The 24,246-nt window shown below is 62.1% G+C and carries 22 protein-coding genes; 5 read left to right on the forward strand and 17 right to left on the reverse strand.

Annotation, left to right across the window (positions count from 1 at the left end; all coding sequences use genetic code 11):
• The 11 genes from BGC09_RS19485 to BGC09_RS19535 all read right to left on the reverse strand — a co-directional run.
• A partial coding sequence (locus BGC09_RS19485; protein ID WP_141727865.1) for a histidine phosphatase family protein occupies positions 1-693 on the reverse strand: 693 nt, incomplete at its 3' end.
• The gene (locus tag BGC09_RS19490) at positions 690-1,403 is read right to left on the reverse strand and encodes a cyclase family protein (RefSeq protein WP_069805889.1); all 714 of its coding nucleotides are present in this window, start codon (positions 1,401-1,403) and stop codon (positions 690-692) included. The genes BGC09_RS19485 and BGC09_RS19490, both read right to left, overlap by 4 nt.
• Positions 1,404-1,536: 133 nt before the next feature.
• Positions 1,537-1,824 (reverse strand): putative quinol monooxygenase, encoded by a 288-nt coding sequence (locus BGC09_RS19495; RefSeq protein WP_052890363.1) that lies wholly within the window; start codon positions 1,822-1,824, stop codon positions 1,537-1,539.
• Positions 1,825-1,832: 8 nt separating this feature from the next.
• Positions 1,833-2,681: a fumarylacetoacetate hydrolase family protein gene (locus BGC09_RS19500; RefSeq protein ID WP_069805890.1), complete on the reverse strand. Its 849-nt coding sequence runs from the start codon at positions 2,679-2,681 to the stop codon at positions 1,833-1,835.
• A gap of 49 nt (positions 2,682-2,730) precedes the next feature.
• Positions 2,731-3,237 (reverse strand): (2Fe-2S)-binding protein, encoded by a 507-nt coding sequence (locus BGC09_RS19505; protein WP_069805891.1) that lies wholly within the window; start codon positions 3,235-3,237, stop codon positions 2,731-2,733.
• Between the two features lie 42 nt (positions 3,238-3,279).
• The gene (locus tag BGC09_RS19510) at positions 3,280-5,409 is read right to left on the reverse strand and encodes a xanthine dehydrogenase family protein molybdopterin-binding subunit (protein WP_218104118.1); all 2,130 of its coding nucleotides are present in this window, start codon (positions 5,407-5,409) and stop codon (positions 3,280-3,282) included.
• On the reverse strand, positions 5,402-6,298 hold the full coding sequence (locus BGC09_RS19515; RefSeq protein ID WP_069805893.1) for an FAD binding domain-containing protein: 897 nt from the start codon (positions 6,296-6,298) through the stop codon (positions 5,402-5,404). The genes BGC09_RS19510 and BGC09_RS19515 overlap by 8 nt, the downstream gene beginning before the upstream one ends.
• Positions 6,299-6,562: 264 nt before the next feature.
• Positions 6,563-7,402 carry a PEP/pyruvate-binding domain-containing protein gene (locus BGC09_RS19520; protein WP_069805894.1) on the reverse strand — a complete coding sequence of 280 codons (840 nt, stop codon included), beginning with the start codon at positions 7,400-7,402 and terminating at the stop codon, positions 6,563-6,565.
• A gap of 44 nt (positions 7,403-7,446) precedes the next feature.
• Positions 7,447-8,172, reverse strand: coding sequence for a cyclase family protein (locus BGC09_RS19525; protein ID WP_069805895.1), 726 nt, complete (start codon positions 8,170-8,172; stop codon positions 7,447-7,449).
• Positions 8,169-8,810 carry a GntR family transcriptional regulator gene (locus tag BGC09_RS19530; RefSeq protein ID WP_069805896.1) on the reverse strand — a complete coding sequence of 214 codons (642 nt, stop codon included), beginning with the start codon at positions 8,808-8,810 and terminating at the stop codon, positions 8,169-8,171. The genes BGC09_RS19525 and BGC09_RS19530 overlap by 4 nt, the downstream gene beginning before the upstream one ends.
• Entirely contained in the window at positions 8,807-10,720 is a 1,914-nt protein-coding gene (locus BGC09_RS19535; RefSeq protein WP_218104119.1) for a PEP-utilizing enzyme, read from the reverse strand. Before BGC09_RS19535 ends, BGC09_RS19530 begins: the two co-directional genes overlap by 4 nt.
• 327 nt (positions 10,721-11,047) lie before the next feature.
• Here BGC09_RS19535 and BGC09_RS19540 point away from each other — a divergent pair, with 327 nt between their 5' ends.
• Both BGC09_RS19540 and BGC09_RS23580 read left to right on the forward strand, forming a co-directional pair.
• A complete protein-coding gene (locus BGC09_RS19540; RefSeq protein WP_069805898.1) occupies positions 11,048-11,413 on the forward strand; it encodes a hypothetical protein in 366 nt (121 codons plus the stop codon).
• A 655-nt stretch (positions 11,414-12,068) separates the two neighbouring features.
• Positions 12,069-12,998, forward strand: a complete 930-nt coding sequence (locus BGC09_RS23580) for a DUF6585 family protein (RefSeq protein ID WP_369695705.1) — start codon at positions 12,069-12,071, stop codon at positions 12,996-12,998.
• A 240-nt stretch (positions 12,999-13,238) separates the two neighbouring features.
• Here the strand turns inward: BGC09_RS23580 and BGC09_RS19550 are convergent, their stop codons facing one another.
• The 6 genes from BGC09_RS19550 to BGC09_RS19575 all read right to left on the reverse strand — a co-directional run bounded on the left by BGC09_RS19550 (position 13,239) and on the right by BGC09_RS19575 (position 22,229).
• Positions 13,239-14,534, reverse strand: a complete 1,296-nt coding sequence (locus tag BGC09_RS19550; RefSeq protein WP_069805900.1) for a helix-turn-helix domain-containing protein — start codon at positions 14,532-14,534, stop codon at positions 13,239-13,241.
• Between the two features lie 625 nt (positions 14,535-15,159).
• Entirely contained in the window at positions 15,160-16,494 is a 1,335-nt protein-coding gene (locus BGC09_RS19555; protein ID WP_069805901.1) for a helix-turn-helix domain-containing protein, read from the reverse strand.
• A 344-nt stretch (positions 16,495-16,838) separates the two neighbouring features.
• Positions 16,839-17,951 (reverse strand): NAD(P)/FAD-dependent oxidoreductase, encoded by a 1,113-nt coding sequence (locus BGC09_RS19560; RefSeq protein ID WP_069805902.1) that lies wholly within the window; start codon positions 17,949-17,951, stop codon positions 16,839-16,841.
• Positions 17,948-19,132, reverse strand: a complete 1,185-nt coding sequence (locus BGC09_RS22355) for a helix-turn-helix domain-containing protein (protein WP_084659140.1) — start codon at positions 19,130-19,132, stop codon at positions 17,948-17,950. The genes BGC09_RS19560 and BGC09_RS22355 overlap by 4 nt, the downstream gene beginning before the upstream one ends.
• Positions 19,133-19,672: 540 nt before the next feature.
• On the reverse strand, positions 19,673-20,857 hold the full coding sequence (locus BGC09_RS19570; RefSeq protein ID WP_084659141.1) for a helix-turn-helix domain-containing protein: 1,185 nt from the start codon (positions 20,855-20,857) through the stop codon (positions 19,673-19,675).
• Between the two features lie 34 nt (positions 20,858-20,891).
• Positions 20,892-22,229: a helix-turn-helix domain-containing protein gene (locus tag BGC09_RS19575; protein WP_069805905.1), complete on the reverse strand. Its 1,338-nt coding sequence runs from the start codon at positions 22,227-22,229 to the stop codon at positions 20,892-20,894.
• 610 nt (positions 22,230-22,839) lie between these two features.
• Here BGC09_RS19575 and BGC09_RS19580 point away from each other — a divergent pair.
• From BGC09_RS19580 to BGC09_RS19590, 3 genes are all read left to right on the forward strand, one after another.
• Positions 22,840-23,037 carry a hypothetical protein gene (locus BGC09_RS19580; protein WP_069805906.1) on the forward strand — a complete coding sequence of 66 codons (198 nt, stop codon included), beginning with the start codon at positions 22,840-22,842 and terminating at the stop codon, positions 23,035-23,037.
• On the forward strand, positions 23,034-23,900 hold the full coding sequence (locus BGC09_RS19585; protein WP_069805907.1) for a class I SAM-dependent methyltransferase: 867 nt from the start codon (positions 23,034-23,036) through the stop codon (positions 23,898-23,900). The genes BGC09_RS19580 and BGC09_RS19585 overlap by 4 nt, the downstream gene beginning before the upstream one ends.
• On the forward strand, positions 23,897-24,246 hold a 350-nt coding region (locus BGC09_RS19590; protein ID WP_141727867.1), incomplete at its 3' end, for a hypothetical protein. The genes BGC09_RS19585 and BGC09_RS19590, both read left to right, overlap by 4 nt.

Raw genomic sequence — 24,246 nt, forward strand, 5'->3', positions numbered from 1 at the left:
CGTCTGGACTTCGATGCCAATGGCTTCTCCGTACTCGGGTTCGCCCGGGTCGACACCGTCGAACAGGTAGTGGCGCAGGAAGGCACGCAGGAGCGGCGAGTGGGAGACGCAGAGGTAGCGCCGCGGCTGGCGAGGCGGGTCGTCGGCCAGACTGCGCGCGAAGGTCCACAGGCGCCGCGCTGCGCACAAGGAGTCTTCGCCCGGCGGATCAGCCAGCGTGACCCAGTAGCCAATGCGGTCGGGCGTGCTCCAGAAGCCCTGCCAGAAGGGGTGACGCGCGACGTCTTCGGCGCTGAGGCTGCAGCCGGGTGGCAGCTGCTCCAGCAGGGCGGCGGCGCTACTGACCATCTCGACGCGCGTGCCGGCCAGGTAGAGGTCGGGCGTGCGCAGGGCGTCGTTACGCCGCGGCTCGTGGACAACAATACGCTGCTCCGACGTGGCCATCTCGCTGGCACGGGCGGCGCAGGTGCGGCTCAGCACCTCGTAGAGGACCTGAGCGGTCTCGCTGGCGCGCCGGGGCGCAGCGTGCAGAATGATCACCTCTTCGCCGGGCTGCAAGCGCGGGGCCAGCGCTTCCGCCAGACGCGCGATCTCTTGCTTGCCCTCCTCGGTCACGGGGATATCGCCGCGGTGCGAGGCGACGCGCCCGTGACGCAGAAGCTGGATCACCAGCGGCGCGGGCCGCTCGCTCATGGCTGCTCCTCCGCGATGAGGGCGAAGGCGCGCGCCGGGGCGCTGTCGATGCCAGCGAAGTGGTAGAAGGGGGCGAAGAACTGGCAGCGCGGCGGCAACTGCGCCAGGTTGACCAGCCCCTCAATGAGGGGAATGCCCGCCCCGAGAATGGTGCGATGGACCACGAACTGATCGGCGGTCCAGCCCTGCTCACGGGCCGCCGGCTCCTCGAAGAAGTCGCAGCCGATGCTCTTGGGCTGCTTCGCGACCAGCCAGCGAGCCGCTGCCTCGGTCAGGGCCGGCGAGCGCGGGAAGTAGATGGGCGTGCCGATGGCGCGCTGAGCCCAGTCGCTGCGCAAGAGCAGGATGTCGCCGGGGCGAATCGCTTCCCCGCGAGCGCGCAGGCGCTCGACCGCTCGCTCCAGCAGCGGGACGTCGATGAGCATGCGCTCCTCAACGGGCGTTAGATCGAGGACGACGGCGCTACCGATGACGCGCTCAAGGGCCACCTGGTCGATGGCCTCGCCGCGCTCGAAGCAGTGCAGGGCCGACTCGACGTGACAGCCCGTATGCAGGCTCATGGTCACCTGGCCCGACTGCCAGTAGGGCCGCTCGCCCACGGCTCCTTCACCGATTTTGGTGCGTACCTCGAAGTGAACGCCGATGTTGGTTGACGGTGGTCCCTTGAAGCCCTCGGGGACCGCCGGCGTCAAATCGATGATTTTAGTCATAGCCTCCCTCGCCTTCGTTCTGCTCTATGGATTCCTTTTATTTATATATGGGGTGAGCTGCAGGCCAGCCCACCAGATGGGCAAGCCAGCCTGCAGGTGGGCGCTTCTTCCTCTCCCCAGCGGACGCAACTGATCAGAGCGTCCAGAAAAAGTGGCGCTCGCGGCTCTCCAGATTGGGAATGGCCTCACCCTTGACATACTGTTCGAAATGCGGGGTGGCCATATGGGCCTCGTAGGCCGCCTCGTCAGCATATTGCTCATAGATAAAGAAGAGGCGCGGGTCGTCGGGCGAGCGATGCGGCTGGTAGAAGAGACAGCCAGGTTCCTGGAGCGACAGGGGTGTCATGATCTCCAGGACGCGACGGATGGTTTCCTCTTGACCTGGCTTGGCACGCCAATAGGCAGCAACAATGTAGGCCATAGCTTGTGTTACGCTCCTCTCTGCGGCTGTTTTTTGCCAACGCGGTTTCGCAGGACGCCGATGCCTTCGATCTCTAGCTCGACCACGTCGCCCTCGCGCAGCCAGCGATCCAGCTCCAGCCCGGAGCCGCCGGCGGCGGTGCCGGAGCCGAAGACCTCGCCGGGATAGAGGGTCTGGGCCTGGGAGGCGTAGGCGATCATGTCGGCAAAGGTGTGGTGCATGTGGCCCGAGTTGTCCTCACCCCAGACCTCACCGTTGACGCGCACGACCATGCGCAGGTTGCCCGGATCGATCTCGTCGGCGGTGACGATGCAGGGTCCCAGCACGTTGGAGCCGTCCCAATCCTTGGCCTTGCACGGCCCCATGTTGACAGGCAGTTCGCGCGTCTGCACGTCGCGGGCCGACACGTCGTTCCAGATGGTGTAGCCAAAGATGTAGTGCATGGCCTCCTCTTTGGGGATATCCTTGCCACGCCGTCCAATGATGGCGGCCAGCTCCAGCTCATGGTCGAGGCGCTCGGTGTAGGCCGGCCAGGGGATCTCTTCGTCGGGGCCAATGACCGTATCGGGCAGCCCTTTGTAGTAAGCGGGCACTGTGTACCATTCGGGGGCGATGGGTCGTCCGAGGCGCCCCATCGCGTTCTTGAGGTGGCCCTCAAAGGCCAGAAAGTCGCGCAGGGAGCGAGGACGCAGCGGCGCCAGCAGGCGCGCCCCGCTGACAGGCTCCCGGCGGGCGATGGGGGCCCCGGCTTCGATGAAGGCCACCATGTCGCCCGCGAAGCCCACATCAAAGATCTGCTCTCCCTCGAGCAGGCCGACGCGCGGTCCCTGGCCCGCATCGTAGGTCACAAATTTCATGGTTGGCGACTCCTGATTCTCTCTCTCACTAAGGATAACAGAGGCGGCATTACGAGACAGGGGCGGCTCCAGGCCCCGGCTGACGCCGTCGTTCTTCGGCCAGCAGGGCCGCGGCGCGCTGGGCGGCCTGTACAATCTTGAGATAGCAGCCACAGCGGCAGAGATTGCCCCCGAGCGCCCGTCTGATCGTCTCCTCGTCTGGCGCTGGTTGCTCCTCCAGCAGGGCCTTGATGGTCAGAATCATGCCAGGAGTGCAGTAGCCGCACTGAAAGGCCTGCACCTCCTCAAAGGCGCGCTGGACGGGATGATGGCCGCCCAGGCCCTCAACGGTGGTGATCTCGCAGCCCTCGGCCAGCGGCGCCAGCAGAATACAGGTTGAGATGGGCTGGCCGTTGAGCAGGGCCGTACAGGCGCCGCAGATACCCAGGCCGCAGGTCTCGCGTACGCTGCGCAGGCCCAGCTCGCGCCGCAGGACCTCCAGCAGCATCTCGTCTGGCTCGGCCTGCACTGCGACCGGCTGACCGTTGAGTGTGAAATGGATCTCCATTGCTGCCATGATGGCGCTCCTTCCCTTCTTCCTTCTGCCCTTCCGTCGAGATTAGACCGGCGCAGCGCTGCGAACGCGGCGGCGCTCGCTCGCTTCAAGGACACGTTCGGGCGTGAGCGGCAGGTCGCGCACATGGATGCCGAGCGAGAAGAGGGCGTTGCCGATGGCGGCGGGCACCGGCGGTAGGGCGGTCTCGCCCAGCCCGTGGATCTCGGCGCCGGGTCGCTCGATGAGGTCGTAGGTGATGCGCGGCAGGTCATCAGCCGCCGGGATGTTGTAGTCGGAGAGATTGGCGTTGGTGACCTGGCCCTCGGCAAAGGTGATCTCCTCGAAGAGGGCGCTGCCGAGGCCCATGATCATCGAGCCTTCGTTTTGCAGCTGGGCCGCCGGCGGATTGACGACGCGCCCGGCGTAGATGGCCGTGTGCAGGTGAACGACCTCCAGCTTGCCGGTCTCCTCGTCGACTCGCACCTCGGCGGCAGCGGCTCCCTGATGCCAGTGGGTCGAGGCGATGCCCTGGCCCGTGTCGGGATCGAGGCCGCCCTCGTTGACGCACTCGCCGTAGCCCAGCTCGCCGTTCTCCTTGAGCTGGCGCACAGCCTCCACCAGGGCCCGCCCCATCATGTAGGTCGAGCGGCTGGAGGTGGTGCGGGTATCGTAGGGCACAATGTCGGTGTCCGGCAGAGGGAAGTGCACACGTTCGACAGGCACGCCGAGCTGTTCGGCGGCCAGCATGCGGATGGCTCGCCAGGCCCCCTGGCCCATCTCGGCGGTGGCGCAGTGGACCGTGTAGCTGCCATCATCGTTGGCCTCGACGACGATTGAGGCCCGGCTCGGCGTCTGCATGCCCTTGAGCAGCACGGCCAGGCCCTTGCCACGCCGTCCCTCGCGCCAGCCGATCTGCCCGGCTACCGCCTTGAGGCAGTCGGCGAAATGCACATCGTGCATGACTTCGCCCGTACAGTAGCGATCGCCATCAACCAGCACATTCTTGAGGCGCAGCTCCAGCGGGTCCAGCCCCAGGCGTTCGGCCAGGAGGTCCATTGTGCGCTCCGAGGCCCAGACGGCTTGCGTGGCCCCGTAGCCGCGGAAGGCGCCGTTTGATGGCAGGTTGGTATAGACGCAGTAGGAGTCGACCCAGACGTGAGGGATGCGATAGGGACCGGGCGAGGCGAAGCCCATCTTCTGGGCGACGCCGGGGCCGCAGTCGGCGTAGGCGCCGGTGTTGGCCCAGCAGGTGACCTGCTTGGCGACCAGGGTCCCGTCGCGTCTGGCGCCCAGCTTGACGTGGATGGCGGACGGATGACGGTTGAGGGTCAGCCATTCCTCGTCACGCCGCAAGACGAGCTTGACGGGGCGTCCGGCCTTGCGCGCCAGGCAGGCGACGATAGCCTCGTAGCGCACGAAGGTTTTGGAGCCAAAGGCGCCGCCCATCGGCGGGGCGATGATGCGAATGCGCTCCTGGGGCAGGCCGAAGATGCCGGCCAGGTCCATGCGCAGGTTAAAGGGCGTCTGCGTCCCCGTCCAGACCTCCAGGCGCCCGTCGGCTGTCCAGCGCGCCAGACAGGCATGAGGCTCCATCGGGACATGCTGGGCGCTGGGTGTGCGATAGGTCTCTTCGACAATGACCTCGGCCTCGGCAAAGCCCTGCTCGATGTCGCCGTGGCGGATGCGAAAGTGGTGGCAGACGTTGCGCTGCGGCTCGGGGCGCATGCCGAAGTAGGCGGCGTCGTTCTGGGAGACGGCCAGATCTTCATGAAGCAGGGGCGCGCCCGGCTGCATGGCCTCGACAGCGTCGAAGACCGCCGGCAGCTCTTCGTAGTCGACCTCAATTAGCTCGGCGGCTTCGCGCGCGGCCCTCGGCGAGGAGGCGGCGACGGCGGCCACCGGGTCGCCAATGTAGAGGGCGCGCTCAACGGCCAGCACCTGCTGATCTTTGATCTGGCAGCCGTAGAGGCCGAGAGCGCGTACGTCGTCGGGAGTCAAGGCCACTACGTCGGCGGGCAAGGCCGAGGTGTCAACGCGCAGAACGCGGGCATGGGCGTAGGGCGAGCGCACAATGCAGGCATAGAGCATATCAGGCAGCTCGACATCCTGGGCATAGCGGATGGCCCCGGTCACGCGCGGGTCAGGTTCAGTACGATGGGTGTTCTCGCCTGGCTCAGGCATGGCCCTAGACATGGCGCTGGCTCCCTCCTTCCGTGGCGATGATCTGCTGATGGAGATCTTCTAGCGCTCGGCGCACCTCGACCGCGATGACGCGCCGGCGGTAGCGGGCCGAGCCGCGCGCGTCGCTGAGCGGCTCGATGGCGGCGGCGTAGCGCTCGCCGATCTCGCGCGCCAGCTCTGCATTGATGCCCGCCTGGCCCTCGGCCAGAGCGCAGATTTCAGGAAAATACTGCGGGCGCTCGGCGACGGCGCCGACGGTGACGCGCAGGCGTCCCTCACGACGCACGGCGGCGACGGCCACGCAGGGGCGGTCTTCGCTGGAGCGCGATCGGAATTTACGGTAGACGGCCCCCTCGATCCCTCCGGGAACCTGGATTTCGGTGAGCAGCTCGTCGGGGCGCAGGCTGGTTTCATAGTGGCCGACAATCAGCTCCTCGACGGAGATCAGGCGCTGGCCCTGGGGGCTGCGCGCGACGACGCTGGCGCCGAGGGCGTGCAGCAGGGCCGGCGGATCGGAAGCATAGTCGGCATCAGCCAGGACGCCACCGACGGTGGCCTGGTTGCGCACGCGCGGACTGGCGACCAGGGCGAAGGTGCTGGCCAGCACAGGCCAGCCGCGCTGAACCAGCGGCGAGCGCTCCAGGGCGCGGTGAGTGGTCATGGCGCCGATGCGCAGCAGAGGCTTGCCGCTGGCACTGGCATCCTCGACGCGGAGGTAGGCCAGTTCCGCTATCTGGCGTAGGGTGAGCAGGGCAGCGGGTTGCAACAGGCCCTGATTGATCAGAATGCCGACAAAGGTGCCGCCGGCCACAACCGTGGCCTCCTCGCCATAACGGGCGCGCAGTTCCAGGGCCTCCTCCAGGGAGGTCGGGGCAAGCCACGCAGGAATTGGTCTGGCCATAAGGCTTCCAGCTTCTTTCTAGCTCGCTAGCTCTCGCGCTCTCTCACTCGCACACTTGCATTGCACGTTCGTTGCGTCGGGCGACAGGCGCCATCGCTCTGGCCCGTCGCCCGGGGTGGTCCAGTGCCACCCACCTATCTGTCCTTCCCACCCGCTCGCCCGCCCCGTCTCACTCCGGCCTCACCTTCCGGTGGATCGTAGCGGCAGGACGGGCGAGCCTGGCAAGGAAGGAAGAAGAAGAAAAAGAAGAAGCAGCACAGCCGCTCAGAGGGTGGTAATGGGACGCGACTGCAGCAGATAGAGTTGTCCGTTTTCGATGGCCCACTCGATATCTTGGGGGACGCCGAACAGCTCCATCAGGTGCAGGCCCAGCTCCGTCAGCCGGCGAACCTCCTCCGGTTCCAGCACGCGCTGTGTACCGACGATCTGCTCGCGCTTGATGGCGCCGGCGCGATCGACCACGTAGTGGTCGGGAGTGACTTCGCCCGAGACGACTTGCTCTCCGAGACCAAAGACCGCTTCGATGATCAGGCGGTCGCGGCGCCGGTTGACGGGGTCAACCGTGAAGAGGACGCCAGACTTCTCGGGGGCGAGCATCTTCTGGACAACGACGGCCATGCCAAGGTCGCGCAGCGAGCCTTTGCGCGCGCGGTAGAAGAGGGCGCGCTCGCTGAAGAAGGAGGCCCAGCAGTCGACGACACGGCGACAGACCTCTTCGGCCCCGCGCACGTTGAGGTAGGTCTCCTGTTGGCCGGCGTAGCTGGCCGCTTCGGAATCTTCAGCACAGGCCGAGGAGCGCACGGCTACCAGGCCATTGCCGGGCGCAAGGCGCTCGTAGGCGGCCACGATGGCCTCGCGTGGCGGTTCGGCCAGGCGGACCAGCTCCTGAGCTTCGGCGTGGCGCTGGTCCAGTGCCAGGGCAAGGAGACGCTCGCGGTCGACCGACTGCTCCAGGACGCAGGCCGGAATGACGAAGCCCGGCGGTACCGGCAGGCCCTGGGCGGTCATCGTTGCCAGACTGGCCCCTTTGCCGCCGGCCTGGCGCACGTCACAGCAGGCTTCCTCGTCAAACCAGAGGATCGCCCCCTGCACTTGCTGTCGCATGATACACGCACTCCTTCTCTCTCGTCGCTCGTTGACTGCCGGCGCTAGCCCTCATCTTCGACGATGCCGACGGCGCGCACGGGCGCCCCGGTGGTACCGACCCACTTGATGGGGAAGACGGCCACTTTGAAGTTGCAGGGCGGCAGCTGATCAAGATTGACCAGGTTCTCCAGGTGCCAGTAGTCTTCTTCTTTCATGACCAGGTGGGCTTCCCAGAACTGTTTGCGCTCGAACATGGCCCAGACGGGCGGGTCGAAGGTTGGGGCATCGGTTCCCATCATGCGCACGCCCTGCGAGATCAGGTAGCGGGTGGCCTCCGCCGTCATGCCGCAGTGATCGGTGAGATAGCGTGGCTCGGTATTGTAGGCGGAGGCGCCGGTCTGGATCAGAACGATGTCGCGCGGCTTGAGGGTGTAGTTGATCCTGGCCAGGGCTTCCTCAATGTCGGCGCGCGTGATGCCGTAGCCGTAGGGCTTGTCGCGGAAGTCGAGGACGACGCCGTCGGAGTAGCAGTACTCCAGGGGAATGCCTTCGGGGCCGGGCGCCTCGGGGCCGCGCACGTGTTTGAGAGCATCGCAGTGGGTGCCGATGTGGTCGCCCTGGATGACGAGATAGGAGGCCGTCAGCCAGGTGGCTCCGTATTGGGCGGCGCCGATGCCTTCGGCGAATTCTTGCCAGGTCTCGTACATCAGCAGGGCCGGCGGGACGACGCGCGGGAAGGTCATCATGCCCTTGTGCACCGGCATTGAGAGATCGACAAGGCGAGTCATGCGTGTTCTCCTTTCAGGACCAGTTCCCCGAAGAATTCGACATGCTGGCGCAGCAGGCGGCCTGCCAGGTCGCCGTCGCCGGCGCGCAGCGCTTCCAGAATGGGACGATGCATGTCGGCCAGGTGGTGCGGCTCGATTTCGGTTTTGACGACGCTGATGAGGGTGCGGGCCTCGATGCGCAGCGAGCGCCAGACTTCCTGCAGGACGCGGTTGCCACAGGCGTCGACGATCAGGCGATGGAAGGCGACGTCGTGGCAGACCTGGGCATAGAGGTCGCCGTCGTCGGCAGCGCGGTGCATGGCGGCGATCTCGGCCTCCAGGGCACCGACGTCGCCGGCCAGGCGGACCGCCGCCGCTCGCGCCGCCACCTCTTCAATGGCGGCGCGCACGGGATAGACTTCGGCCAGTTCCTGCTGGGAGACAGCGCGCACGCGCGCGCCGCGGTAGGGGACCGACTCGACGAAGCCGAGGGCCTCTAGCTCACGCAGGGATTCGCGCACCGGCGCCTGGCTGGTGCCGAATTCCTGGGCGATCTGCAGCTCGATCAGGCGGTCGCCGGGTCGGTACTCGCCCTGCAGGATGCGTGTGAGCAGGATCTCTTTGATCTGCTGGCGCAGGCTCTTGCGTGTCAGCGTCAAGCAAGGACCTCCACTACGCCGGTGGCACCGTTGACGCGGATGCGGTCGCCCGTCTTGATGCGCTGGGTGGCGTCGGAGGTGCCAACCACTGCCGGGATGCCGAACTCGCGCGAGACAACCGCCGGGTGCGAGGTCACGCCGCCGGCGTCGGTGACGAGGCCGACGATGCGCGTGAAGAGTACGACCCAGGCGGGATTGGTCATGCGGCAGACGAGGATGTCGCCTTCGCGTACCTGGTCGAACTGCTCCAGTGAGAGGACGACGCGCGCCGGTCCTTCGATAACGCCGGGCGAGGCGGCCAGGCCACGGATTTCGTCGCTCTTCTGGGCCGGCTGCTTGTAGAACTTCTCCGGGAAGCCCCAGAGGGCGTTGTAGGGGAAGGCCAGGGCCGTTTTGGTGGCGGTGCCGACCCATTCGCGCGGGCGAATGTTGTAGGCGCGCTCGCGCTCGTCGCGCCGCTGCGAGACCAGTTCGCGGGCGGGGACGGCGCCGGGATTGGTCATGAGCAGGCGCAGCTCGTTGTAGCGCAGGTACATGACGTCTTCGGGGTCGTCGAGCAGTTTGGCCTGGACCAGCTTCTTGCCGATGGCGATGAGCACCAGGCGCAGGCGGGCGTTGGTCCCCTGGTCGATGTAGAAGTGATGATCAGGGGTGAGTGGGTTCATGCGCAGTGAGAGGTCAAGGGCCTGTTGCAGGCGCTCGCGCCCTTCGCCGGGCGGGACGTCGTCCATCAGTTCGTGAATGGCGCGGTCAAGGTCCTCGCGTACGCCCTGGATGGTGCGCGGATAGTCGTAGTCGGTCTCCAGGTAGCCGCGCAGGATCTCGATGATCGGGGTGGCCTGCTCCTTCCAGGTGGGGAAGGCGAATTCGTGGGACCAGATCGATTTGTAGCCGAATTCCTGCTGATACGGCTCGATGCGCTCGCGAATGAGCTGCTGGCCGCGCGAGGATTGTTGCAGGGCGCGCCAGATGTCGGCGGCGGTTTCGCCGCGCTTGAAGAGCTGGCGCAGGTCGTCGTCGGCCTTGATCTCTTCTTTGATGCGCCAGAGGGCCTCGATGGAGTCCCAGTTACGGTCGGCCAGCGAGCTTTGCAGGCGCCCCATCAGGTTGGGGTCGACCTGGCCTTTGATTTCCTGGATGAGGGCGTTGAGGTTGAGAGTCGAAGAGAACTGGGCAAAGTTGAGCATCCAGTGGATTTTCCAGTGACGGTCGTGGATGTCGATGGCGTCCTCGAGGAGGACGGCTAGCTCGACGAGACTGGCGTGCTCGGTGTCGTAGTTGTCGAGGTAGGCAAAGTTGCGCTCCATTTCGGGACGCAGCCGTGTCTGCCACCAGTCGAGGAAGTTGTGGGCGTAGTGGGGCAGGACGGCGTTCATGTAGGCGCCGATTTTCTGGGGATAGTCGGGATCGCGCGGGACGCGCGGGACGTAGCGCGCCTGGTATTCGGTGGCTTCGGCGTGTAGTGAGGAGTCGGCGGGTACGGCGGCGGTGTAGACGTAACCGTTGATGTTTTTGGCGATCCAGTCGCAGGCGAAGGGGGTGCCGAAGCGCCGGAACATGTGGTCGCAGGTGAGCCACCAGCCGCCAATGTCGAAGAACATGGGCGAGACGGGGTTAGGGATGTGCAGGTCGTCGTAGATCCAGAACAGTTCCTGCTCGCCCTCTTCCCAACTGATGGGAAAGCTCTCGTCGCCGTAGAATGTGCCCAGGACTTCGTCGTTGCTGCTCATAAAATAAGCCTTCCTCTCTGAAAACGGGTCCCGACCTCGGGTACAGGGAGGGCTGTCTGGCTTCTGCGCAGCGCTGGGCTGGCGCGCCCTCTGGCTATCCTGCCGGCCCTGGTCGGGTGTGAGCGTTCCTCGCGCTGAACGCTGGCCGGGCCGTGTGGCGCGTGCACACGGCTGGCGCACTCAGAAGCAAGCAAGTAGTAAAGCAAGAGCAGGTCCAGGCTAGCCAGGCCGGCACATGTCTCTGTGCCGCTGCTCTCTATCAAGAATAAATTATCGATAAACGAAAGTCAAGCGGGCAGGAGAAGGTCGGCCCCCAAGAGGGAGAGCGGTGGGGAGCCGGGAGCCTGCCAGGCCCATAGGCGAGAGACAGCCAGGGATTGGCTGGCGTTGCTTGACGGGAGACGCCCGGGATGTTATGCTCACAGTGGGCGGTCTCGCTTTAAGCAAGCAGCCCGCGTGGTAGGAAATAGCGTATGCCTTGAGGAAATATGATGAGGAGTCGATCGCATGCTAAGTCGGGAGGAAGTTGAGCAACTGATCGATCAAAAGCTGGCACCTCTGCAAGAGGAGATCGCGATGCTCAAAGGTCAGTTGGGCAAAGTCGATCTCCTGGCCATTGATCACCGCAATATGCGTCAGGCGCTGACGCGCATTGAGACCGCCCAGGACAGCCTGAAGCTCGATTTCGAGCGCCAGGAGAAGCGCCTGATCCGCTTTGAGGAACAGACCAATCGTCAGTTTGCAGCCCTCAAGGGGGACACTGAGAAACTCGCAGAGCAGGTCTCTGATCTCAAAGTCGATACCACAACGCTCAAAGAGCAGATGGCGCTCGTGATTAGCATGTTGCGCCGCGTGCTTCCCTCAGATCAGTAGGGTTGCTGATCCTTCTTCTCTCTCACACGGCGACAGGCGCCGGACGGTGCGGCGGCTCGCTCGCTAGTGCTGCTTCTGCGCTGGCCGTGTGAGCCTCGGAGAGCAGAGCAGGAGCGACCCATCCACCGTCTACGGCCTACGGCGGCAGTCGTTGCGGCTTCCTCCCCTTGCTGACCGCTCGCTCTCGCTCACTGAATTAGCCGCTTCCACTCACTTGCTTCGCCCTCTTCAGCACAGGGCACTGACCTGCCAGTACCACCCATAGGATAGCTGTGGCAGGTTAGCAGCCTAGGCGCATGGCAAATCTCTATGGTCACTTGCCCCTTGCCAGGTCGGAGAGCAGCGTTTTGCGCGGTTCTTCCTCAAGAGCAAAAGCGGGCTACCTTGAAGCCAGTCGCTGTATCTGTTGTTCCTGCCAGGAATCTTCTCACTACCACTGTTGCAATCTGTCCTCTTTTGTCTCTTGACTTGTCATAGATTGTCGTCTATGCTCTGTGGAAATGGGTAGGTTGTTCTTTCGCCCCCTTGAGGGGTAGAAGGTAATGCCACGGGTATCGATAAGCGTGTCAATGGTTCACCAGTGCGAGAGGAAGGCCGGTGATTTACGATGACCCGCGTGCAAGGTCTATGGCCACCCACTGTTGAGGGGGAGCCGATGCCAGTGGCAGTGGATAGGCTGATTCTGCAATACAGCCTGGGTACGCCACTGCGTGTTTACAAGCTGACGCTGCTTGAGCTGTCAGGAGTCGTGGAGGCTTTGTGGCTGGGAGCCATGCTTCTACTTGTATGCTTCTTCTTTTGCCTGGTCGAGACAGCCACGGGCGTGCCCTTCCTCACAGCCCTGGTGAGCTGTCTGGCGCTCTGCCGCCAACCAGAGATCGTCATCATTTGCTGCCTTGGCTGGCTTTGGGTGATGGTTCCTCGCTGGGCCTGCCTTGGCTGGCGGGTCTATGTCTGCCTTGACGGTTTTGTTTGCCAGCAGGGCCAGCGGTTGATGGCTTTGCGCTGGGACCAGATCGAGGCGCTGTGGTACAGGGAGGAGATAAAAGGCATTGTGACCGGGAGTAGTGGAGAGATGGAGTTTGTCCGTAAGGAGTCTTATCGCTTGCAGAGTGTCGACGGGAGATGGTTGAACCTGAAAGGGCCTCTACTGAAGAAGCCTGAGTTGATCTCTCTGCTCAACAGGCAGATCTGTGCTCATCGCTTGCCGGGGGCCATTGCGGCCTTACAGGCCGGAGAGACGTTGGTTTTCGGGGAGATGAGAGTGAATCAGGCGGGGTTGAGTAAGGGGCGAAAGTTTGTCCCCTGGCAGGAGATTAAGGATGTTACGGTCGATGGGTGCAGGCTTGGCATACAACGTCTGCCTAAGCAGGGCCTGCGCCAGAAAGACGTGTATTGGAAAGTGTCGGCGATGGTCAATCCAGGTTTGTTTTTGGCGCTGAAAGATTCTGTGCTGACTGCCAGGTTGGCAGAGGGTGATTCCAAAGCAGCGCCGAGCTTCTCTATCGGGCCGACGTCGGAGGGTGTTGAGCCATTCCTGTCTCGGCAGGTTTGCCTTGCTTCCGACAGGCTCCCCCCTCGATAGGTGCACGAAGTAAGCTGCGGAGCGATGCCGCTTAGAATGAGGAAGTGGAGGCTCTTCCCTTAGCACTTCCAGCGAGGGCGAACAGCAGCGGCCTCGCTCAGCCTGCCGTCACCAAGGAGACCAGAGGGCCTGCCTGGAAGCTGAGATCAAGCATCAGCCTCTTTCTTCCCCTCCCTTCGGCCTGGCATCCCAGGCAGGCCCCATCTTCATTGCAGAGCTGCTTGCCTCACCCGGCCTGGTCTAGAGAGTGCGCCCGCGCCCGCGCCCCGGCTGGTTGAGCAACAACCGCAGGCGCGCCACTTCCGGCGCACTGCCAAACGGCGAAGCCGCCAGCTGCCCCACGAGCCGGCGCGCCCGGTCCAGATTCACCTGACTACGGATCGCGTGCGCCACAGGTACCGCCTCCAGGCCCAGCGCCGCCGCCTGCTCATACTCGCCCAGCCGCGCATAGGCCTCCGCCGCCAACAGCTCTGCATAGACATTGGCGCGCGTCATACCGCTCAACTGGCGCGTTGGCAGACTATCCAACGCCTCCCGAGGCCAGTTGAGTGCCAACAGCACCGCGGCCCGATCAATCTGAAAACGCTCCCTACTCAAAGGCAGATGATAGTGATGATCTCCTCCCGAGCCGGCCAGGGCCTCGCCCAGCCAGGCAGCCGCCTCATCCAACAGCGCCAGCACCCCGCCTGGCCGGCGTTGCGCCTCCACTGTCCGCGCCTGAGCCAGCGCACCGCGCAGCAAGAGCGCGACCCGCAAATCAGCCGGCAGACGCGGCAGCAGCCGCCGCGCCCGTTGCTCATCCTGCAGCGCCTGCTCAATCTGGCCAAACTCGATCAGGGCCGTCATCCGTCGGTAGAGTGCAAAGGCCAGCTGCGGCTCCTGTTGCAGGGAGCTGGCCCAACCAACAGCCTTGTTGAGATGCTCCAGCGCTCGCTGCGGCTGCTGCTCATCGCGCAGTACCGAACCCGCCAGGGTGTGATAACCCACCAGCAAGCGTTTGAGGTGTGGCTGATCTCCTCTGGCAAACGGCAACGCCTCATACAGCCCGCCCAGGGTGGTCTCAACCACTGGCAGCTCCGGGCCAGCGGTACTGAGGTCCCCTTTGCGATTCAAGGCGGACAAACGTCGTGCCACCTGCTCCACATCAATGGCCGGACGGCTGATCACTGCGGGAGGTTGCAGCGCTGCAGTCTGCTGCCCGAAACCCGGCAGCTCCGCCAGGCCCAACAGGACAGGAGGGATGGCCAGGATCTCCGCGAGAAATCGTCGTCGAGAGAAACTGTCAAAGCCTTCGTCGTGATGCTCCATGAGGTTCACATACCTTTCAGTGACGCCCAGCGCCCGCGCCAGGTCGGCTTGGGTCCAGCGCTTGCCATCAGGACGCCGCTTCAGACGCCGATAGTGACGGACCACCTGCCCCGGGCGAGGAAGGTGATCAGGCCCCGCCTCAAAAGGCGGATAGCCAAGCTGTACCCACCAGGGACAACCGCCAGCGCGATCATGACAGCTCCCCAGCGATTCAGACGTAGCAGCCATTGCTATCAGGCGCTCCTTTCCCTCTGCGGAAAACAGGGAAGCCACGTAAACGCTAGAGCCAGTATACGGAGGGAGGGAGAGCAACGCAAGAGCTTCCGAAGGAAAAGCAGAACCAGGAGTTCATCATCTCTTGATAGCGAGACTAGACCAGTGAAAAAGGCGAGCGATTGCTTTGACAATCGATGGCAGGGATCGATTCCCTCTCTCGGGAACCATTGGGGGAAGCGCACTGAGGTCGTGGTAGGTGGCAGTCTCGTCAGCTCTGTCCTCGTGCCCACGCCTGGCCTGCCTGGAGCCAGGTATCCTCTTGCTCCCTTTGCTCCCGCTTCTCCCCCTCCAGGCAGGTCACCGATTGCAAACGCTCTGCATGCTTACAGCGCACGCCCGCGCCAGGTCGGCCTGGGTCCAGCATTTGCCATCAGGACGCCGCTTCAGACGCCGGGTCAGCAAGCCGCTTTCGCCCGCTTTGGGATCAGAACACCAAGGAGACTAGAGGGCCTGCCTGGAACCTGGGACCGGGCATCAGTCTCCTTCTTCTCCTCCCCGCTCGGCCTGGCTCTCCAGGCAGGCACTATCTTCACCGTAGAGCTTCTGCTTACCTTGCTTTGCCTTCCTTTGCCTCGTCTTATCCGATCGAGACGATGCGCCCACGTCCGCGCCCCGGCTGGTTCAGTAGCAGTCGCAGGCGCGCCACCTCCGGCGCACTGCCAAACGGCGAAGCCGCCAGCCGCTCGGTGAGTCGCTGCAAGCGCTTCAAGTTGACCTGGCTCTCAATCTGACGGAGCGGCTCAACGAGGTCCAGCGCTAGCGCTGCGCCCATCTCATAGTCGCCCAGCTCGATGTAGGCCTGCGCCGTCAACAGGTCCGTAAAGGCGCTGTGGCGAACAGCACCCGTTCGCCGCTGTGACGGCAAGATCTCCAGGGCTTCTCGAGGCCGACCCAGCTCCAGCAGAGCCGCCCCTTTATCCACACGATAGCGACGGAGATCGATGAGCAGAAAATACCCTGCACGCGCCTCACTCGGCGCCGGCTCGCGCTGTAAGAGAGTTGCCCCTTGCTCCATCTCACGCAGAGCCTCGCCCGATCGCGGCACATATCCCCGCGAGGCCGCATATACCCGACTGAAGGCACCCCGAATCAGTAGCGCCGCCTGTAGCCAGGACGGCAGCAAAGGCAACAACGTCCGCGCCCGCTGCACATCCTGCAGCGCTGGCTGCGGCTGCCGGGCATCCAGCCAGACTGTCTGACGACGGTAGAGGGCAACGGCCAGCAGCTCTACCTCTTCCGCACCTTGGGCCAGAGCGACGGCGCGATTGGCATGTTCGATAGCCTGACTATAGCTCCCCTGGTCGCGAGTAATGGCGCTCGCCAGCAGGTGATAGGAAACCAATAGGCGAGTTGTGCGCAGCCGCTCGCTCCCGACAAAGGGAAGCTGCGCATAGAGCGTCTGCAGAGCAGCCTGTACCTGGGGAAGAACCGGCGCAGCATTGCCAGCATGATAGTTCTGCCAAGCGCGCTCTTCCTGGGCAAACAACTGCTCATAGTCAGCAGTGAAGCGCGGCAGGTGCGGAGCTGATGGCTCAGAAGTACGGCTCGTACGGCTCGCAGCAGCCGACGACGCTGGCGCCAGAGGAGCCAGCGTCAGCCCGAGCAATACCGGCGGGATCTGCAAGGTTTCGGCTAGAAACCGTCGGCGGGTGATGCTGTCCAAACCTTGATCAAAGTGTTCCATATTATGCACTGCCCTTTCTGTGATACCGAGCGCCCGCGCCAGATCGGCCTGGGTCCAGCATTTGCCATCAGGGCGCCGCTTCAGACGCCGGTAGTAGCGGATCACCTGGCCCGGGCGAGGCCAGCCGTCAGGTCCTTTCTCGAAAGAAGGATAGCCAAGCTCTACCCACCAGGAGAGAGCCGAGGCATCAGCCGAATCGGAAGACTGCCGCTCAGCAGACAGCGACATTCTGTTCTCTCCTTCCATTCCCAGAAACACCATGTTCTTCCAGAGAGGGAGCTATCTTCAGTATAGAGAATATCCGGCGCATCGGCAATGACCAGGCAAGTTCGACCAGAAGTGCAACTTCAGCCTCGGACTAACTATCGGAAAGAGGACAAGCGATAACCCTTGTGGTTGGTCACATGGTGGTCCTGCCCGGCCACCACCTCGCTGATGCCGGCGATCTTCTGCCGCAGTCCTTCCACCAGCTCAGGAGTCTGCCATATCTTCTACTCACTCGTCTCCGGCTTCGGCCTGAGCAATACCACGTGCAGTATCATAGGCTGTCTGATCGCCTCTTAAAAGCCTGGTCATTGGAAGCGCTGGGGAGCACAACAGTGCAGGGAGCCTGGCATCTGGCCTGTCATAATGAAGGCTTTCATCGCCTGGGCTGTCAACGCGCTCCAGAGCAGCCCAAAGCCACCATGCCCGCTGGCAATACTGACGCCCTCGGACAGCGGGCCGATGAGCGGAAGGTGATCCGACGTCACCGGTCGCAAGCCTGCCCGCACCTGAATCACGCGGCAGTCAGCCAGCATAACAAGACGGCGTGCTCTGGTCAGCAGATCAAGGGTATCTTCCTCCATCGGGCTGGCATCAAAGCCTCGCTCCCGATGCGTGGCTCCTATCAGCAGGCCCTCAGCCCGCGGCACAAGGTAGATCCCATTGCCCACAAAGACATATCTGAGTGATGAAGCAGGCCCGACTACTACAATTGCTTGACCATACTGAGGCCGCAAGGGAAGAGGCTGGTCCAGCCACGAGGCACACTGAGTTGACCAGGCCCCAGCGGCAATGATCAGGTGATGACGCCAGATCGGTCCTTCCGGTGTCTCCACACCTAGAACACGCCCGGATTCTCTCAAGAGACCCACCACAGGCCGATAAGGGAGAAACAGGGCACCTTGCCTGCGCGCGGCTTCGGCATAAGCCTCGATGAGGCGCCGTGCATCAAGGTACAGCTCATGGGAATGAGCAATTACTACCGTCTCATCGCCGTCATCGAGACAGCACAAATACGGTTCCCACCGCCGGGCCTCCTGCTGATCAACCACCTCAAGCGTCACTCCTGCCTGCTGCCAGGAGGCAAGCCACTTCTGGAGCCGCTTATCGGCACGACAGAGGCGCAGTAGCCTGGTCTGCTGATAGACAATCTCTGGCCTGATCTCTTCCAGCTCAGCCAGCTCAGCGCGCAAAGTGTTGAGGGCATGCACCAGTAAGCGCATGCGTCTGTGATCAGGCGGCAAGAACGGCCTGATCGGAGCGAGCAAGCCAGAAGCCACGCGAGAAGTCCCTCCCCCGATAGGTCCCCGGTCTACCAGCGTGACGGAAATTCTTTCCCGACTCAACTCATAAGCAATGGCACAACCTATCACGCCACCGCCAATGATCAAGACATCTGTAGTGATAACCTGATTGCTCATTGACCTTTTCCCACTATTGAACGTATCAGATCACCAAGATCCCGCATAAGCCCACTGACACTTTGGCAATGAGGATCAATAGTCATTAATCCTTCAATGATCGACTTTATACGCACAATCTGATTTCTTGACCCTAAAGCCTGAGCAATAACCAGAGCCTGCCGCAGATAGGAGCAACATTCATCCAGCTCCTTGATTCTGAGCGACAACTCAGCAAAGGCCAGAGAGAAATTTCCCTGCCAGCGTGTCCAGGCTCCGCCAACCTGGTCAATCATGCTCTCAAGTGCTTCTCTCGCTTCTCTTAGCCTTCCGATCCGAGCAAGAACGTGAGAACGTTCTATCATCCACCCTACCGTATCGACCCGCGTATAGCTACCGTCTCCATCGAGCGGGCCTCTTATCGCAGCCAGCAGGTTGCCAATCTGATCAAGTTTTCTGAGCGCTCCATTCTGGCTTTCTCGATCAGGAAGTAGAGAATATGCTTCAGCAAGACAAATCTCTACATAACTTTTGAGGGGATCACGGGAGCGTTGCGCATAGACGCTTGCCCTCTCCAGATCTCGAATTGCCAGTTGAGGCAGATTCAGAAGTAAATAAATCCTTGCTCTGCGAAGAAGAGCAGAAGCAAGTAGCTCTGCCTGATCAAGGTGTAAGGCGATAGCCAGCGCTCGGTTGATGTGCGGCAATGCCTGCTCAAACGTCAACAGATCTCGCCAAGCAGTGGCTATGACTTGCAGGAAACGCCCTTGAAAGCCTAAAAGCAGACCCCACGCTTGACCACGGGCGGCCTCCAAATCTGATTCTAGCCAGCGTAGGGGAGTACTGGCCTCTTGAATCGCTGACAGAACGTGGCCGCTGTAATAATAGCGCCAAGCTAACGCAAGACGGTCTTCATAGCAATCTATGATCTGACGATCTAGCGTTTTTAATACAGCAGCCCTGGACTTCGCTAGAGATTTCCTCTCAAAAACTCCTTCTTCGTTGTCGCAGAGAGTTTGACCATTTCCGAGCAGGCACTGCGGATCACAACCGATGATAGTAGCAATTCTCTGGAGCACATTCCTCGGCGGCATGCGCACGCCCGCTATGTAATTGGAGAGTGTACGGCGCGAGATTCCTACCTCATTAGCTACTTCTTGAATGGTGTATCCTTGTTTCTTAATCCAATATCCAATATCCAATAGAGGTTTCTACGGGACTCGATCTAGAACCATCCTTCATCACAGCCTCCAGCCAGATAGTGATGAAAGTGCGCAACTGCCTTTAGTATATACACATTTTCCGGCCTTGTACAGAGTAATGTGCAGAGAAAAATGATATGCCTTACAAAGGGCAAGTTATACAAGAAAGGCATGCGCAAAATGTGCTCACACTGTTCACAATTCGTGCTCAATGTGTTCCGCTCTGGAGGCCGTTTTAGACTGGCAGTCATCTATACTCAAAAGCAGATGCATCCAGAAATGGAATTTCAGCTTCGGCCCAGCTACATAGCACAGGTCAGGAGCGGTCTCTTAGGATAGAAGCAGACAAGTAAATAAGAGAAGACTGTGCCCGCCCTGGCCCCTGACAGCTTCACAGCTTCAGTTCTACATGCTGGTAAGCAACAAGCTTTTATTGGAGAGAAGAGAGAGGAAGGAGATCAGATGTTTGTCCGTCTCCCTCGCTGGCTCCCAGCTCCTTGCAGGTCAGCCTTTTCCTGGGTACCTCCCCACCCGCTCCCTCTACCAGGGAGCAAAGAGATCCTCCAGCGCCCCAATCTGCCGCTCATGCGGCCAGCGCTCCCGCAGACGCTCATAGACCTCTGCCAGCTTGTTGAAGTAGAGCCGCGACCCCAACCGGCGCGCCAACTGCACCGCCTCGGCCACGACGCTGCCGGCCTCTTCCATCGATCCCTGCTGCAGGCGCACCTGCGCATAGTAGTAGAGCAGATCCACCCTTGTGATAGGTTCCTGCTCTGGATCGCTCGTCTCCCCCTCCAATGCCTGCAGAGCCTTCTCTGCCGCTTTCGGCTGCCCCAGAAAGAGCTGTGTCTGCGCATCTCCAAAGACATAGAGCGAGTAGCGGCTCGACCGCTGATAGCTGTAGGCTGGGTCCTCTTCAGGCCGCTGCGGATAGTGCTCGTAAGCCAGTTCCCTGGCGCGGAGCGCTTCTTGCCTGGCCTGGCGCATAGCAGACACTTCCGCCAGTCCTGCGTACGTCCGCCCTTTCAGCAGGGGCGTGACCGCCGGCGTGAAGTGCGCCACAGCCTGCTGGTAGCAGGCCAGGGCTGCCGCACTCTGTCGCTGGTGAAAATGGAGGTTAGCCAGGCCAATCCAGGCCGCTATTGCCAGATTGCGATCGCCGGCTCGCCTGGCCAGTTCCAGCGCCCGCTTACCAGCCCGCGCCGCCTGCCCGAAGTCTTCGCGATCGGTCGCCAGCTCGCAGGTCAGCAACTGGGCCTGAGCCGCCAGCGCCGCGGCTCCTGCCTGGCTCAGCGTCGGCGACTGGGCCAGCAGCATGATTTGCTCCCTATAGAGGGGCAGCAGGGCCTCTACCTGAGCAGGGGCGCCGCCAAAGTAGAGATCTTGCAGGGCCCTGATGCCTCGCTGATAGGCAGCCAGCAGGTCTTGAGCGCAAAGCTGGGCGAGTGGCGGCAACTCCTGGCCGGCAGGCGCCATCAACTCACGCAGATCCTTAGCCAGAGCACGGCCAGAACCTTCCTCGGCTGGCAAGCCCAAGAGGCCCAACGCTTCGGGCGAGGCCTCAAGACAGCGACACAAACGCTGGATGCTATCAATGCGGATCGCCTCCCCGCGTTCAGCCCGCTCGACCGTCGAGAGCGAGACCCCCGCAAAATCGGCCAGCTCGCGCTGACTCCACCCGCGACGCTTGCGCGCCAGACGCAATGCCCTCGATTGCCTGTTCATGGAACCGGCTAGCCCGACGGGAACCCTTCACTTACTACCAGAGCTGAAAATGCTCCTCTAAGCTCGTCACTCTCTTTTCATGCTTCCATTGCAATTTAAGCGCTTGGTAGCTATTCGCAAATTTATGAAAGTAAAGACGTGACTCTATACTCCTGGCTTGATAAATCCCATTAACAAGGAATGTGCATTCCGCTTCAAGATCCCCTTGGGCATGGGCAAGAGCAGCCTGGTAATAAAGGAAATCCACGCGGTAGATGCCGGTGAGGGTCTCTGGAGGAATCTCCCTGGCTGCTTGCTCCAAGGCTGAGCGTGCTTCATGTATTTGCCCAAGCAAAAGACGCGTCTGAACGTCACCAAAGATGTAGAGCGCATAGCGGCGTGGACCATTCTCGGCAAGATAATGCTGGTAGGCCAGGTCAAGCGCTTGACTGGCCCCTGCTCGATCTCCACAGAGCGCTGAAGCCTCAGCTAGGCCGGCGTAGATTCGCCCCTTCAAGGCAGGAGAGATAGACGACTTTTCCTCATCTACAAAGGTCAATGCGCGCCGGTAGGCACGTATGGCGACAGTCCCTTGTCCCTGGTGCCAACCGACATTAGCAAGGCGTATACAAGCAACAACAGAGAGGCTTGCATCCTGAGCTTGCCGCGCAAAGTCGAGGGCTCGTTTGCCGTACTGGATCGCTGTACCAAAATCAGTGCGTTCAGTCGCAAGGGCACATCCCAACTCACAGGCTGAAGCAGCCAGACGGGCAGATTCTCGCTGCAGCGGCGAAGTACGTTCTGCAAGGGCGCTAAGCTGCTGAATATAGAGAGGGAGGATAGCCTCTAGATAGATAAATTTACCTTCATTGTAGAGGCCCTGGCATGCTTCTACAGCTCGCCTGTAGAGGGCCAAAAGCTCATCTGACCACAGGGAGGCAATAGAAGCAATTGAGCTGGATGGAACTGCAATCATCCCCCCTGCAAGGCTGGCAAGGAGCAAGCTAGCATCTCGTCTCTTCATGGCCTCTTCCTCGTCGTTGGCATCTTTTTCTGTTTGCACAAAGCCCGTAGTGAAAGGGGGCACAGCAGCAGAAATCGATGATCCTCGCAACAGGGCAGCTGACGGTCCTGCCGATATCTGTCCTGTTCCTACCAAAGGAGGGACTAATCCTAACTCTTCCGGCGTACGTCCCAGGCATTGGCAGAGACGCTGTACGCTATCTATGCGGATCGGCTCTCCACGCTCTGCACGCTCTACTGTCGCAACACTAATGCCCGCAAAGTCTGCTAATTGTTGCTGACTCCAGCCGCGCTGCATTCGCGCTGTACGCAAAAGCAGATTGACCTTTCTCTGCAGCTGTTTACCAGGATCGTCATCCAGCGGCCCCATCTACAGACACTCCTCCTCTTCCTATAAACACAGCGTCTTTCTTCCTCACTTTCCGCCCTCAATCTATCCATCAACTATCGACAGTATAACACAGACAAGAGTCTCTGCAGAAGAAAGAGCGGTGTTAACACCACTCAATGCTGGCCAAGCCTTTACAACTGAAGGGAAATCCTGCAGAACTGATAGCTTAGATAAGGCTCCCTGCCAGAAACGCAGGCTATACTCATGGATAGTAACGCGATATGTATGGCGATTTATCCATTCAAATAGAACCGCTAGTGACAACCACCCTACAAGCCAGGGGTCCTTATGGTGACGTTTCCCCAGCACCTGGAAAGAGAAAGAGACTGTTGCTCCTCTCAGGGCAGGGCTGGGGCAGCAGCCTCCACGGCAAGGAAGACTGCTGCCTGGCAGGCAGATGCATCCAGAAATGGAATTTCAGCTTTGGCCCAGCTACATAGCAAAGGTCAGGAGCGGCCTCTTAGGATAAGAAGGGGCCAATGATAAAGTAGCCGTTCCAAGGAGAACTTGGATTGATAAGAGCTTTGGCAGCATGCACCTTTGCTGCAGAGGGACTATTGCAGCGATAAAAGAAGGAGGAAATCGGCCAATGGCCACCGCACCCCAACCTGTTTCATACCGAGCGCCCGGGCAGCTCGTGCGCCCTTGCGCGCGCTGTCGCCTGCGTGACCTCTGCCTCACCGCGCCGCAGCCCATTGTTCTGCCGCGCCTACCGCGCTCGCAGTGGGCTGTTCAGTTACATCGCCTGCTCTCCCGCCAGACCACAGAAGAGGAGGAGCACGCATGATCCGCCACTGGCTTACCCGTCTGCTCGGCTTTCCAGCCAGCCAGGCTGCCCAGGCCGCCGCCGGCTCCCTGGCGCCCAGCGGGCCGGACGACCCCTACGTCCTGCCCCGCTCCCGCCAGGAACAGGACCGCCTCGACCTGCAACACTTCGCCCTGCGCCAACTGTTCGGCACCCACTTCCTCGCCCCCGTCCAGCACCCGCAGGCCATCCTCGACGTCGGCAGCGGTACCGGCATCTGGCTGCGCGAGGCCGCCCGCCGCTGGCGCCAGGCCCGGCTCATCGCCCTCGACAAAGACCTCTCCCTCCTGCGTAGCCCCCTGCCCCCACGCTGCCAATCCATCCAGGCCGACCTCCTCAGCGGCCTCCCCTTCCCCGACGCCTCCTTCGACTACGTCCATCAGCGCCTCCTCGCCGCCGCCATCCCCCTCACCGCCTGGCCCGGCGTCCTCGCCGATCTGCTGCGCGTCACCCGACCCGGCGGCTGGCTCGAACTCGTCGAAGCCACCAATGAAGTCTTCCACGAAGGCCCACGCCATGCCCAGGTCCGCACCTGGTTCGAAGCCCTGGCCGCCCGGCGCGGTCTGCACATGGCCGCCCCCCTCCAGCTCCCCGACTGGCTGCGCAGCCTCGGCCTCGACCCGGTCGTACGCCACTGTCAGGCCCCTCTCGCGGGCAAAGCACATGGCGCCCCCCTCTTCCGTCAGGACCTGCTCGCCTCCCTGGAGAGCGTCGCCCCCGCTCTGGCCAGCGTCAACCAGGTCCCCCTCTCTCAGGTAAAGGAGACCCTGGCCGCCCTGCCCGCCGAATGGGAGCACCACGGCACACACTGCGGCCTCCTGGCCGTCTGGGGGTGCAAGCCATGAGCCGCCACAAACACAAGAAAGGGCGCCAGTCACCCAAACGCCGCCATCGCTCCACTCACCCCATCCTGGCCAACTCGCAACCATTCCCCCTGCCAGGACTGCTCGAGTGGGTGCTGGCCAGGCGCACCCTTGAAGATCTCCAAACCCTGGCCAGCGAGCTGCTCTCACCACACGCTCAGGCCCACTGGCAACGCTGGCGGGAGAACCAGCAGATCAGCGAGCTGGAAAGCCTTCTCCCCGACCTCAACCCCGACGACCACTGCATGCTAGAGATCCTGGTCGAACTGGAGCAAGGCATCACCCTGCTGCAGACCCGCATTCAGGAGGTCCTGGAACATGACCCCGA

This window comes from Thermogemmatispora onikobensis, assembly GCF_001748285.1.
Lineage (GTDB): Bacteria > Chloroflexota > Ktedonobacteria > Ktedonobacterales > Ktedonobacteraceae > Thermogemmatispora > Thermogemmatispora onikobensis.

What these genes read in the sequence shown, in the direction of transcription:
- BGC09_RS19490 (WP_069805889.1), bottom strand. Translation starts at nt 1,403, where the DNA reads ATGACTAAAATCATCGATTTGACGCCGGCGGTCCCCGAGGGCTTCAAG.
- BGC09_RS19495 (WP_052890363.1), bottom strand. Translation starts at nt 1,824, where the DNA reads ATGGCCTACATTGTTGCTGCCTATTGGCGTGCCAAGCCAGGTCAAGAG.
- BGC09_RS19500 (WP_069805890.1), bottom strand. Translation starts at nt 2,681, where the DNA reads ATGAAATTTGTGACCTACGATGCGGGCCAGGGACCGCGCGTCGGCCTG.
- BGC09_RS19505 (WP_069805891.1), bottom strand. Translation starts at nt 3,237, where the DNA reads ATGGCAGCAATGGAGATCCATTTCACACTCAACGGTCAGCCGGTCGCA.
- BGC09_RS19510 (WP_218104118.1), bottom strand. Translation starts at nt 5,409, where the DNA reads ATGTCTAGGGCCATGCCTGAGCCAGGCGAGAACACCCATCGTACTGAA.
- BGC09_RS19515 (WP_069805893.1), bottom strand. Translation starts at nt 6,298, where the DNA reads ATGGCCAGACCAATTCCTGCGTGGCTTGCCCCGACCTCCCTGGAGGAG.
- BGC09_RS19520 (WP_069805894.1), bottom strand. Translation starts at nt 7,402, where the DNA reads ATGCGACAGCAAGTGCAGGGGGCGATCCTCTGGTTTGACGAGGAAGCC.
- BGC09_RS19525 (WP_069805895.1), bottom strand. Translation starts at nt 8,172, where the DNA reads ATGACTCGCCTTGTCGATCTCTCAATGCCGGTGCACAAGGGCATGATG.
- BGC09_RS19540 (WP_069805898.1), top strand. Translation starts at nt 11,048, where the DNA reads ATGCTAAGTCGGGAGGAAGTTGAGCAACTGATCGATCAAAAGCTGGCA.
- BGC09_RS23580 (WP_369695705.1), top strand. Translation starts at nt 12,069, where the DNA reads ATGCCAGTGGCAGTGGATAGGCTGATTCTGCAATACAGCCTGGGTACG.
- BGC09_RS19550 (WP_069805900.1), bottom strand. Translation starts at nt 14,534, where the DNA reads ATGGCTGCTACGTCTGAATCGCTGGGGAGCTGTCATGATCGCGCTGGC.
- BGC09_RS19555 (WP_069805901.1), bottom strand. Translation starts at nt 16,494, where the DNA reads ATGTCGCTGTCTGCTGAGCGGCAGTCTTCCGATTCGGCTGATGCCTCG.
- BGC09_RS19560 (WP_069805902.1), bottom strand. Translation starts at nt 17,951, where the DNA reads ATGAGCAATCAGGTTATCACTACAGATGTCTTGATCATTGGCGGTGGC.
- BGC09_RS19570 (WP_084659141.1), bottom strand. Translation starts at nt 20,857, where the DNA reads ATGAACAGGCAATCGAGGGCATTGCGTCTGGCGCGCAAGCGTCGCGGG.
- BGC09_RS19575 (WP_069805905.1), bottom strand. Translation starts at nt 22,229, where the DNA reads ATGGGGCCGCTGGATGACGATCCTGGTAAACAGCTGCAGAGAAAGGTC.
- BGC09_RS19580 (WP_069805906.1), top strand. Translation starts at nt 22,840, where the DNA reads ATGGCCACCGCACCCCAACCTGTTTCATACCGAGCGCCCGGGCAGCTC.
- BGC09_RS19585 (WP_069805907.1), top strand. Translation starts at nt 23,034, where the DNA reads ATGATCCGCCACTGGCTTACCCGTCTGCTCGGCTTTCCAGCCAGCCAG.